At 72.0% G+C, this 11700-nt stretch carries 9 protein-coding genes; 7 read left to right on the top strand and 2 right to left on the bottom strand.

Annotated features, from left to right (window positions below; genetic code table 11):
- Window positions 1–47: 47 nt before the first annotated feature.
- On the bottom strand, window positions 48–1475 hold the full coding sequence (locus ACFWUZ_RS32650; RefSeq protein WP_384381130.1) for a cytosine permease: 1428 nt from the start codon (window positions 1473–1475) through the stop codon (window positions 48–50).
- A 169-nt stretch (window positions 1476–1644) separates the two neighbouring features.
- Between ACFWUZ_RS32650 and ureA the strand changes: the two genes are divergently transcribed.
- From ureA to ACFWUZ_RS32620, 6 genes are all read left to right on the top strand, one after another.
- Entirely contained in the window at window positions 1645–2358 is a 714-nt protein-coding gene (gene ureA / locus ACFWUZ_RS32645) for an urease subunit gamma (RefSeq protein ID WP_384381128.1), read from the top strand.
- A 47-nt stretch (window positions 2359–2405) separates the two neighbouring features.
- Complete coding sequence (locus tag ACFWUZ_RS32640; RefSeq protein ID WP_384381136.1) at window positions 2406–4088, top strand: urease subunit alpha; 1683 nt, start codon at window positions 2406–2408, stop codon at window positions 4086–4088.
- 31 nt (window positions 4089–4119) lie between these two features.
- Window positions 4120–5157: an agmatine/peptidylarginine deiminase gene (locus tag ACFWUZ_RS32635; RefSeq protein WP_384381126.1), complete on the top strand. Its 1038-nt coding sequence runs from the start codon at window positions 4120–4122 to the stop codon at window positions 5155–5157.
- Window positions 5158–5194: 37 nt separating this feature from the next.
- The gene (locus tag ACFWUZ_RS32630) at window positions 5195–5818 is read left to right on the top strand and encodes a TetR/AcrR family transcriptional regulator (RefSeq protein WP_384381124.1); all 624 of its coding nucleotides are present in this window, start codon (window positions 5195–5197) and stop codon (window positions 5816–5818) included.
- Window positions 5819–6165: 347 nt separating this feature from the next.
- Entirely contained in the window at window positions 6166–7794 is a 1629-nt protein-coding gene (cimA, locus tag ACFWUZ_RS32625) for a citramalate synthase (protein ID WP_384381122.1), read from the top strand.
- A gap of 65 nt (window positions 7795–7859) precedes the next feature.
- Entirely contained in the window at window positions 7860–9200 is a 1341-nt protein-coding gene (locus ACFWUZ_RS32620; RefSeq protein ID WP_384381120.1) for a hypothetical protein, read from the top strand.
- Window positions 9201–9244: 44 nt separating this feature from the next.
- On the opposite strand, the gene ACFWUZ_RS32615 is transcribed toward ACFWUZ_RS32620, so the two are convergent.
- Window positions 9245–9865 (bottom strand): YceI family protein, encoded by a 621-nt coding sequence (locus ACFWUZ_RS32615; protein WP_384381118.1) that lies wholly within the window; start codon window positions 9863–9865, stop codon window positions 9245–9247.
- A 248-nt stretch (window positions 9866–10113) separates the two neighbouring features.
- On the opposite strand from ACFWUZ_RS32615, the gene ACFWUZ_RS32610 reads away from it, so the two are divergent.
- A complete protein-coding gene (locus tag ACFWUZ_RS32610; protein WP_384381116.1) occupies window positions 10114–11697 on the top strand; it encodes an acyl-CoA carboxylase subunit beta in 1584 nt (527 codons plus the stop codon).
- Window positions 11698–11700: the final 3 nt, after the last annotated feature.

Raw genomic sequence — 11700 nt, 5'->3', positions numbered from 1 at the left:
CGCCCGGGGGATCCCCGGGGCGCGGGCCTTCGTACGTACGGGGAGCCCTAGACGGCGGCGGGCTCCTCGGCGGCCGTCGCCGCGGGGGCGGGGGCCGCGGCGCTGCGCGCGGTCAGGGCCGCGTAGGCCAGCCCGCCCGCCAGCCCGGACAGGACGAAGGAGCAGTCCACGCCCCCGGTGAGGGAGAGCAGCGGGCCCTGGTAGAAGGGGGTGGCCACGGCGAGCAGGCCCACCCCGGCGCCGAGCGCCCAGGAGGCGGTGGCAGCCGGGTTCCAGCCGCCCCGGTACCAGTAGATCCCGCCCACCGAGCGGCGGTTGAAGACCTGGAGGGCGTCGGCGTCGTAGCGGCCGCGGCAGCGCGCGTAGCCGATGAGGGTGATCACGGCCCACGGGGTGCCGAGGGCGGTCAGCAGCAGGACGAACGAGGTCATCGCGGCCTGTACGTCCCACTCGAAGGAACCGACGAAGACGAAGGCGGTGGCGACGGCCGCGGCGACCAGGGTGGCGGTGGTCCGGGTGGCCCGGGGCACGATGGCGTCGAGGTCGAGGCCCATGGAGTACAGCATCAGCCCGGCGTTGCCCACGGAGCCGCCCGCGGCCGCGGCGAGCAGCGGCACCAGGTACCAGAACGGCGCGGCCTCGACGAGCGGGCCGGCGTAGTCCGCCCCGGCCCGGGCGGCCAGCGCGGTGTAGGTGCCGAACAGCTGGGGCACCAGCAGCCCCGCGAGCAGACCGAGGCCGGTGGCCCACAGCACCCTGCGGGAGCCGTGCCGGCGCGGGGAGATGTAGCGGGTGTAGTCGCCCAGCAGGGTGATGAAGGCGACCGGGCCGCTGAGTCCGGCGGCGACGGCGGCGAGCAGCCAGGTCGGCCAGAACGAGCCGAGCAGGTACGGGGTCTCCGGCGGGGCGGCGGTGGTGAAGTCACCGGCGTAGGCGAAGACGCCGGCGGCCAGCAGGACCAGCATGCCGACGGACAGGACCTTGCTCATGCGCAGCAGCAGCCGGTAGCCGAACACGGCCGCGACGACGGTGCAGGCGGCCAGGGCCCCGTACATCACCGCGCGCGATACCCCGGTGTCCGGGAGCCCGGTGAGCCGGGACAGCACGCCGACCATCACGTCCCCGCCGATCCACAGGGTCAGTGCCGTGTAGCCGAGGGAGAGCAGCAGGCCGACCACCGAGCCGACCAGGCGGCCGCGGACGCCGAACTGGGCCCCGCTGGAGGTCGAGAGGTTGGTCCCGGTGCGCAGCGAGACCAGCGCCAGCGGCGCGGTGAAGGCGATGCCGACGAGGGTGCCGGTCACGATGGCGGTGACCGAGGGCCACAGGCCCAGTCCGAAGGACGGGGGGAGCCAGCCGAAGACGATCACGCCGAGACAGAGGTTGGAGCCGAGCAGGATCGCGACGAGGTCCCGGGGACCGCTCGTCCGCTCCTCCTCGGGGATGGTGTCGACTCCGCGCTGTTCGATGGGCATGGGGGGACTCCCTTGGCGGGGCGAGGGGGCGGGGGCACCGGAAATGGGTGAGGTTTTGAGCGACACTCAATGTGACTCAAGCCCTGCTCTCAGGTCAATGATTCCCGTGGACGAAATGAAGAGTTAGAGTGATGCTCTAACCCATCGACTCAAGAGGTGGTGGATCGGCGTGCGGCTGACCCCTACGGAGCGCGACCGGCTGCTGCTCCGCAGCGCAGCGGAACTTGCCAGGGCCCGGCGGGCCCGGGGCCTGAAGCTCAACGTCCCGGAGGCCACCGCGCTGATCGCGGACACGGTCTGCGAGGCCGCGCGCGACGGTAAGCGGCTCGCGGAGGCCATCGAGGAGGCCCGCAGCGTGCTGGGCCCCGGCGACGTCCTGCCCGGTGTCGCCGACGTGGTCACCGAGGTGCACGTGGAGGCCGTCTTCGACGACGGGTCCCGCCTCGCGGTGGTCTCGTCCCCCGTCCAGGGCGCCGCCTCCCTGGGCGACGACGCCCCGGGCGCGATCCTCCCCGGCCCAGGCGCCCCCCAGCCGGAGCCCGTCCTGCACCTGCGCGTGCGCAACACCGCCGCCGTGCCGGTCAGCGTCACCTCCCACTTCCACTTCTTCGAGGCCAACCCGCGCCTCGACTTCGACCGGGCCGCGGCCTACGGGATGCGGCTGTGCGTCCCGGCGGGCTCGTCCGTACGGTTCGACCCGCACGGCGAGGGCGAGGTCGGCCTGGTCCCCATCGGCGGCGACCGCATCGCCGTCGGCTTCGCGGGCCTGGTCGACGGCCCCCTGGACGCCCCCGGGGCCAAGGAGGAGGCCCTGCGCCGCGCGGCGGCATGCGGCTACCTGGGCACCGGAACCACCGAGCACGCGGACGGAGAGCAGGCGTGAGCAAGAAGACCCCGCACAGCGACCACTGCGCGCCGGGCAGCCGGCACATCGACCCCCACGAGTACGCCTCCGTCTTCGGCCCTCGCGCCGGCGACCGGGTCCGGCTCGGCGACTGCGGGCTCACCGTCCGGGTCGAGCACGACGCGCAGAAGCCCGGCGACGAGTTCCTGGCCGGCTTCGGCAAGACCGCCCGCGACGGCCTGCACCTGAAGGCCGCCGCCGTCCGCGAGACCTGCGACGTCGTGATCAGCAACGTCCTCGTCATCGACGCGGTCCTCGGCATCCGCAAGGTCTCCGTCGGCATCCGCGAGGGCCGCATCCACGCCATCGGCCGGGCCGGCAACCCCGACACCCTCGACGGGGTCGACGTCGTGGTCGGCACGGGCACCTCCATCGTCTCCGGCGAGGGCCTGATCGCCACCGCCGGAGCCGTGGACACCCACGTCCACCTGCTCTCGCCGCGGATCATGGAGGCCTCGCTCGCCGCGGGCGTCACCACGGTCATCGGGCAGGAGTTCGGTCCGGTCTGGGGCGTCGGCGTCAACTCCCCGTGGGCGCTGAAACACGCCTTCAACGCCTTCGACGCCTGGCCCGTCAACATCGGCTTCCTCGCCCGCGGCTCCTCCTCGGACGCCGCCCCGCTGGTGGAGGCCCTCGCAGAGGGCGGGGCCTCGGGCTTCAAGGTCCACGAGGACATGGGCGCCCACACCCGCGCCCTCGACACCGCCCTGCGGGTGGCCGAGGAGTACGACGTCCAGGTCGCCCTGCACAGCGACGGCCTCAACGAGTGCCTCTCCGTCGAGGACACCCTGCGCGTCCTGGACGGCCGCACCATCCACGCCTTCCACATCGAGGGCTGCGGCGGCGGACACGTACCGAACGTGCTCAAGATGGCGGGCGTGCCGAACGTCATCGGCTCCTCCACCAACCCCACCCTGCCCTTCGGCCGGGACGCGGTCGCCGAGCACTACGGCATGATCGTCTCCGTCCACGACCTCAAGCCGGACCTCCCGGGCGACGCCGCGATGGCCCGCGACCGGATCCGGGCGGGCACCATGGGGGCCGAGGACGTCCTGCACGACCTGGGCGCCATCGGCATCACCTCCTCCGACGCCCAGGGCATGGGCCGCGCGGGCGAGACCATCCGCCGCACCTTCGCCATGGCCGCCAAGATGAAGGGCGAGCTGGGCCCGCTGGAAGGCGACGGCGAGGGCGACGACAACGCCCGCGTCCTGCGCTACATGGCCAAGCTGACCATCAACCCCGCCATCGCCCACGGCCTGGCCCACGAGATCGGCTCCATCGAGGTCGGCAAGCTCGCCGACATCGTGCTGTGGCGCCCCCAGTTCTTCGGCGCCAAGCCGCAGCTGGTCCTCAAGTCCGGCTTCCCGGCGTACGGGGTCACCGGCGACCCCAACGCGGCCACCGACACCTGCGAACCGCTGGTCCTCGGACCGCAGTTCGGTGCGTACGGGGCCACCGCCGCCGACATCTCCGTCGCCTTCGTCTCGGCCGCCGCCGCGGCCCTCGGCAGCGACGGGATGCCCACGCGCAGGCGCCGGGTCGCCGTCCGCGGCACCCGCGGCATCGGCCCCGGGAACCTGCTCCTCAACTCCCGGGTGGGCGCGGTCGACGTGGACGCGCGCAGCGGCCTCGTCTCCCTCGACGGAGAGCCGCTGCGCTCCGAAGCCGCCGAATCGGTCTCCCTCAACCGCCTGTACTTCCTGTAAGTCAGCACAGCCCGTAAGGACCCCCCCTGCCATGACCGCAAAGCCCGTGCACAACGGATTCCGGATGCCCGCCGAGTGGACGCCCCACGAGCGCACCTGGATGGCCTGGCCCCGCCCCAACCCCACCTTCACCACCGCGCAGGAGCTCGCCGAGGCCCGCGAGGCCTGGGGCGCGGTGGCCCGCGCGGTGCGCGCGTACGAGCCCGTGACCCTCGTGGTCTCGCCCGGTGACGCCGAGAGCGCCCGCGCGATCGTCGGCGACGACGTGCAGCTGGTCGAGCAGGAACTCGACGACGCCTGGATGCGCGACATCGGCCCGACCTTCGTGACCAGCGAGGCGGGCGAGCTCGCGGCCGTCGACTGGACCTTCAACGGCTGGGGAGCCCAGGAGTGGGCCCGCTGGGACCACGACGCGAAGATCGCCCGGCACGTCTCGGACGTGGTCGGCACCCGCACCTACAGCACCGAGCTGGTCAACGAGGGCGGCGCCATCCACGTCGACGGCGAGGGCACCGTCCTGCTCACCGACACCGTGCAGCTCGGCGAGGGCCGCAACCCCGGCTGGACCCGCCAGCAGGTCGAAGCCGAGATCCACGCCCACCTCGGCACCACCAAGGCCATCTGGCTCCCGTACGGCCTGGCCGGCGACTACGGCACCTACGGCACGCAGGGACACGTCGACATCGTCGCCGCCTTCGCCCGCCCCGGCGTCGTGATGGTGCACACCCAGCCCGACCCGGCCCACCCGGACCACGAGCGCTGCAAGACGATCGCCGCCATCCTGCGCGCCTCCACCGACGCCCGGGGCCGCCGGCTGGAGGTCGTCGAGATCCCGGCGCCCACCGTGCTGGAGGAGGACGGGGAGTGGGTGGACTACTCCTACATCAACCACTACCTGTGCAACGGCGGCGTCGTGCTGTGCTCCTTCGACGACCCGCGCGACGAGGAGGCGGCCGAGATCTTCCGCGGTCTGTTCCCCGAGCGGACCGTGACCCTCGTCGACGCACGTACGATTTTCGCCGGGGGTGGCGGTATCCACTGCATCACCCAGCAGCAGCCGAAGGTCTGACCGACAGGACCGGCGGCAGACCGACGAGGAGTGGCCCATGGCGGCGGGTGCAGTACCGGTACGGGCGGCGCGCAAGAACGCGCCCCCGCGCGAGGACGTACTCGTCGCCGCCATGGCCACGATCGCCGAGCGCGGCCTCGAAGGCCTGACCATGGCCGGACTGGGCCGTGAGGTCGGCATGAGCAGCGGCCACCTCCTCTACTACTTCCGCAGCAAGGACGAACTCCTGCTGCAGACCCTGGAGTGGAGCGAGGCCGCGCTGGGCACCGAGCGGCGGGCCCTGCTCGCGCGCCGCGGCCCGGTGCGCGAGCGCCTGCAGGCGTACGTCGACCTGTACGTGCCCACGCAGCCCCGCGACCCCCACTGGACGCTGTGGCTGGAGGTCTGGAACCGCTCCCAGAACGCCGGCCCCGAGGAACGCGACCGGCAGGCCGCCATCGAAGGAGCGTGGCACCGCGACCTGGTCGCGCTGCTCGCCGAGGGCGTCTCCCGCGGCGAATTCCGCCCGGTGGACCCCGACCGCGTCGCGGCCCGCATCCGGGCCCTCCTCGACGGGTTCAGCATCCAGCTGGCGGTGGGGCTGCCCACGCTGGACCGGACGGAGATCCTGGCCCACGTCCGGGAGTTCCTCACCGAGACCCTGTCCCCGGACACCCGCTGACCCCCCGGGCGGCCACCTGCGAGGGGGCCCGGGGCACCCGCGGGCAGGGGGTGCCCGCATGCTGAGATCGGTGTCCGCGCCCCGCGGGCGTTGTGGCACACTGCCAGCGTGCCTGCTCAGCTCATGATTATCGCCAGCAGCGCGCCGGTCCTCAGTGGCCGCTGAACCGTGGAAGACCTTCGCGGCAAGCGGCCACCGTGCCCCAGACCCGCGCGCAAACCTCTCGCACCCGCGAGAGGTTTTTTCGTTTCCCGGCCTCATCCCCGCCGGGAGGGACGCGCGCGATGATGGGGGCAGTGGATCCCCCGGGTATCCGGAACCACTCATCCGACAGGAGTCAGATCAGCATGACGACGACACCAGAGGCGGCAACTGTGCGCTCAGGGGGCCTGGACGACAGCTTCCACGTCTTCGACACCACCCTGCGCGACGGCGCCCAGCGTGAGGGCATCAGCCTCACGGTCGCGGACAAGCTGGCCATCGCCCGGTACCTGGACGACTTCGGAGTGGGTTTCATCGAGGGCGGCTGGCCCGGCGCCAACCCCCGCGACACCGAGTTCTTCGCCCGTGCCCGGGCCGAGATCGCCTTCAAGAACGCCCAGCTCGTCGCCTTCGGCGCGACCCGCCGCGCCGGCGGTTCGGCCGCCGAGGACCCGCAGGTACGGGCCCTGCTGGAGTCGGGCGCCCCGGTGATCACCCTCGTCGCCAAGTCGCACGACCGCCACGTGGAGCTGGCGCTGCGCACCACGCTCGAGGAGAACCTGGAGATGGTCCGCGACACCGTCTCCCACCTGGTGGGCCGCGGCCGCCGCGTCTTCGTCGACTGCGAGCACTTCTTCGACGGCTACCGGGCCAACGCCGAGTACGCCAAGTCCGTCGTCCGCACCGCCTACGAGGCCGGCGCCGACGTCGTCATCCTCTGCGACACCAACGGCGGCATGCTGCCCGCCCAGGTGTCGGCGACGGTGGCGACGGTCCTCGCCGACACCGGAGCCCGCCTGGGCATCCACGCCCAGGACGACACCGGCTGCGCCGTCGCCAACACCCTGGCCGCCGTCGACGCGGGCGCGACCCACGTCCAGTGCACCGCCAACGGCTACGGCGAGCGCGTGGGCAACGCCAACCTCTTCCCCGTGGTCGCCGCCCTGGAGATCAAGTACGGCCGCAGGGTCCTCCCCGACGGGGCGCTCGCCGAGATGACCCGGATCTCGCACGCCATCGCCGAGGTCGTCAACCTCACCCCCTCCACGCACCAGCCGTACGTCGGCGTCTCCGCCTTCGCGCACAAGGCGGGCCTGCACGCCTCGGCGATCAAGGTCGACCCCGACCTCTATCAGCACATCGACCCCGCACGGGTCGGCAACACCATGCGGATGCTGGTCTCCGACATGGCCGGCCGGGCCTCCATCGAGCTCAAGGGCCAGGAACTCGGCGTCGACCTCGGCGGGGACCGCGCGCTGATCTCCCGGGTCGTGGAGCGGGTCAAGGAGCGCGAACTCCAGGGCTACACCTACGAGGCGGCCGACGCCTCCTTCGAGCTGCTGCTGCGCGCCGAGGCCGAGGGCCGGGCGCGCAAGTACTTCCGCATCGAGTCCTGGCGGGCCATCGTCGAGGACCGCCCGGACGGCACCCACGCCAACGAGGCCACGGTCAAGCTGTGGGCCAAGGGCGAGCGCATCGTCGCGACGGCCGAGGGCAACGGCCCGGTCAACGCGCTGGACCGGGCCCTGAGGGTGGCGCTGGAGCGGTTCTACCCGCAGCTGGCCAAGTTCGAGCTGGTCGACTACAAGGTCCGCATCCTGGAGGGCACGCACGGTACGGAGTCCACGACCCGCGTACTGGTCTCCACGACCGACGGGGTCCGCGAGTGGTCCACGGTCGGCGTGGCCCCCAATGTCATCGCGGCCTCCTGGCAGGCCCTCGAGGACGCCTTCACCTACGGCCTGCTCCACGCCGGGGTCGAACCGGCCGAATAGCCCGGCCCGAGCTGCCTTATGTCCAGCTCACACAGAAATGTACCGGTTCGGGTAGCGTCATGGATATGAGGACCAGGCTGATATCCGTGCGCTTCGGATCCCTGCTGTCCGGTCTGCTGCTGGCCCTGTCGGCGACCGCCCTCGCGGCCGCCCCGCAGGCGTCGGCCGCCACCGGGCCGGCTGCCGTGGCGGAGGCCCTCAAGAGGGGCCCCGTCCACGTCGACCCGCGCGCCGAGGCGCAACTGTCCCCGGCGGACGCCGACGCGCTCGCCCAGAAGATCAAGGCAGCCGGGAAGCCGGTGTTCGTCGCCGTGCTGCCCGCCACCAGCGAGTTCCCGGCCGAGGGACTGCTGTCCGCGCTGCGCGCCCAGACGGGCATCACCGGGCTCTACGCGGTCCGGCTCGGCGACGGGTTCAGCGCGGGCGCCGACCCGGCCGTCATGCCGTCCAACGCGGTACGCAACCTGACGGACGCCGTGAAGGCCGGCGGACCGGTGGACGCGAGCACCCAGCTCAACACCTTCGTGGACCAGGCCCTGAGCCAGGCCAAGGGCGGCGCACCCGCTTCCTGGGGGACGGCCGGCGGCGACGCCGGGGCCCCCGTCGGCGCCCTGGTCGCCCTCGGCGCGGTGGCCGTGGTCGGCGGTGGCGGCGCGTACACCCTGGTGCGCCGCAACCGCAGGAAGAAGGAAGAGGCCCGGCGCGAGGCCGTGGCCCGTCTCGGCGTGGTCGTGGACGAGGACATCACGGCCTTCGGCGAGGAACTGGACCGCCTCGACTTCCACCCCGGCGAGCCGGGCGCGGACGACGCCATGCGCAAGGACTACGAGCAGGGGCTCGACTCCTACGAGAAGGCCAAGCAGATCATGGCCGAGGTGCAGCACCCCGAAGAGGTCAGGGGAGTGACCCAGGCGCTGGAGGACGGACGGTTCGCCCTGGCCCGGCTCGACGCGCGCCGCCGGGGCAAGCCCCTTCCCGAGCGCCGGTCGCCCTGCTTCTTCGACCCGCGCCACGGGCCGAGCACCGAGGACGCCGCATGGGCCCCGGCGGGCGGTGCCTCGCGCACCGTGCCCGTCTGCACGGCCGACGCCGTGCGCCTGCGCGACGGGCGGGACCCGGCGGTGCGCACGGTCGACACGGAGCGCGGGCCGCGCCCCTACTACGACGCCGGCCCGGCGTACGGTCCCTGGGCCGGCGGCTACTTCGGCGGAGGCATCCTGCCCGGCCTCCTCATGGGCACGATGCTCGGTTCGATGATGTCCGGTCCCGCCTACGCCGCCGACTCCGGCGGGGGCGCCGGCTACGAGGGCGGGGACTTCTCCGGTGCCGACTACAACCCCTCCGACTTCGGGGGCGGCGGAGGAGGTTTCGACGGCGGCGGCTTCGACGGGGGCGGCGGTTTCTAGAGGGGCCGGGGCCCGGGCCGTGGCCGGCCCCGGCCGCCGCGCCTTCAGGCCTGCTTGACGGCCGAGATGTCGAAGGTCAGCTTCACCTTGTCACTGACCATCACACCGCCGGCCTCCAGGGCGGCGTTCCAGGTCAGGCCCCAGTCGGAGCGCAGGATCTCGGCGGAGCCCTCGAAGCCCACGCGCTCGTTGCCGTACACGTCGGTGGCGGAGCCGTTGAACTCCAGGTCGATGGAGAGCGGGCGCGTGACGTCCTTGATCGTCAGGTCGCCGGTGATGCGGTACGTGTCGCCGCCGAGCCGGCCGGCCTCGGTGGAGCGGAAGCTCATCAGGGGGAAGGCCTCGGCGTCGAAGAAGTCACCGCTGCGCAGGTGGCCGTCGCGGTCGGCGATGCCGGTGTCCACGGAGGCGATCTTGACGTCGATGGCGGCCGTCGAACGCGAGGGGTCGCTGCCGTCCAGGTGGAGGGTGCCCTCATGGTCGGCGAAGGAGCCGCGGACGTTGGTCACCATCGCGTGGCGGACCGTGAAGCCGATGCTGCTGTGGGCGGCGTCGATGACGTAGTCGCCGGTCAGTGCGGCGAGTCCCGGGTCGACTTCGAGCGTGGCGACGGCGGCGCCGTCCGTGCCCTGCGACTCCTGGCTCCGGCGGGTGAAGAGACCCATGGCTTCCTCCTCGGTAGCGTGTGTTCGTTGAACTTTCAACGAGATTGACGCTAGACCCATTCCGTTCAAATTTCAACTTCTGGACGGTGTGTCGCGCCGATCTGTGGGGACCCGACAAAGGGTGATGGCCCCGTCTGGCGGAGTCGGTGCATCGCACGGCGGTTCTGTCCGGGCCGGACAGCGGAACACTTCCGAGACTGTGTGGAATCAACGGAGGTTTTTCATGTACGGCTTCGTAAGGTCGGTACATGACCGTTGTGGACCAGACTCCGAGCGAGCCGACGGACGCCCGAGGGCGCGTCGCCGAGCTGCACTCCCTGCGCGAGCAGGCGCGTCGCGGCCCCAGTGACCGGGCGACCGAGACCCAGCACGCCAAGGGCAAGCTGACGGCGCGCGAGCGCATCGCGCTCCTCCTCGACGAGGGTTCCTTCAAGGAGGTCGAGCAGCTGCGCCGGCACCGGGCGACCGGCTTCGGCCTGGAGTCGAAGAAGCCCTACACGGACGGCGTGATCACCGGATGGGGCACGGTCGAGGGCCGCACGGTCTTCGTCTACGCACACGACTTCCGGATCTTCGGCGGTGCGCTGGGCGAGGCCCACGCCACGAAGATCCACAAGATCATGGACATGGCCATCGCGGCCGGTGCCCCGCTGGTCTCCCTCAACGACGGCGCGGGCGCCCGTATCCAGGAGGGCGTCTCGGCCCTGGCCGGATACGGCGGGATCTTCCAGCGCAACACCAGGGCCTCGGGCGTGATCCCGCAGATCTCGGTCATGCTGGGCCCCTGCGCCGGCGGTGCGGCCTACAGCCCGGCGCTGACGGACTTCGTGTTCATGGTCCGGGACACCTCGCAGATGTTCATCACCGGCCCGGACGTGGTCCGCGCGGTGACCGGCGAGGAGATCACCCAGAACGGCCTCGGCGGGGCGGACGTGCACGCCGAGACCTCGGGCGTCGCGCACTTCGCGTACGACGACGAGGAGACCTGCATCGCCGAGGTCCGGTACCTCATCTCGATGCTGCCCTCCAACAACCGTGAGAACCCCCCGGTCCACGACACCGCCGACCCGGCCGACCGCCGCTCGGAGATCCTGCTGGACCTGGTGCCCGCCGACGGCAACCGGCCGTACGACATGCTCAAGGTCATCGAGGAGCTCGTCGACGACGGCGACGTCCTGGAGATCCACGAGCGCTGGGCCCGCAACATCATCTGCGCCCTGGGCCGGATGAACGGCCAGGTCGTCGGCATCGTCGCGAACCAGCCCGGCCACCTCGCCGGTGTCCTGGACATCCACGCCTCGGAGAAGGCCGCGCGCTTCGTCCAGCTCTGCGACGCCTTCAACATCCCGATCATCACCCTCCTGGACGTGCCGGGCTTCCTGCCGGGCGTCGACCAGGAGCACGGCGGCATCATCCGCCACGGCGCCAAGCTCCTGTACGCGTACTGCAACGCCACCGTCCCGCGGATCTCCCTGATCCTGCGCAAGGCCTACGGCGGCGCGTACATCGTCATGGACTCCCAGTCCATCGGCGCCGACATCACCTACGCCTGGCCCACCAACGAGATCGCCGTCATGGGCGCCGAAGGTGCGGCCAACGTCATCTTCCGCAAGCAGATCGCGGACGCCGAGGACCCCGAAGCCATGCGGGTGCGCATGGTCAAGGAGTACAAGGCCGAACTGATGCACCCGTACTACGCGGCCGAGCGCGGCCTCGTCGACGACGTCATCGACCCCGCCGAGACCCGCGAGGTCCTCATCAGCGCCCTCGCGATGCTCCGCAACAAGCACGCCGATCTGCCGTCCCGCAAGCACGGCAACCCGCCGCAGTGACCG

This window comes from Streptomyces sp. NPDC058646 (assembly GCF_042716875.1).
Classification (GTDB): domain Bacteria; phylum Actinomycetota; class Actinomycetes; order Streptomycetales; family Streptomycetaceae; genus Streptomyces.
Note: the sequence above shows the minus strand (reverse complement) of the source record. Positions and strands in the feature narration are given on the sequence as shown.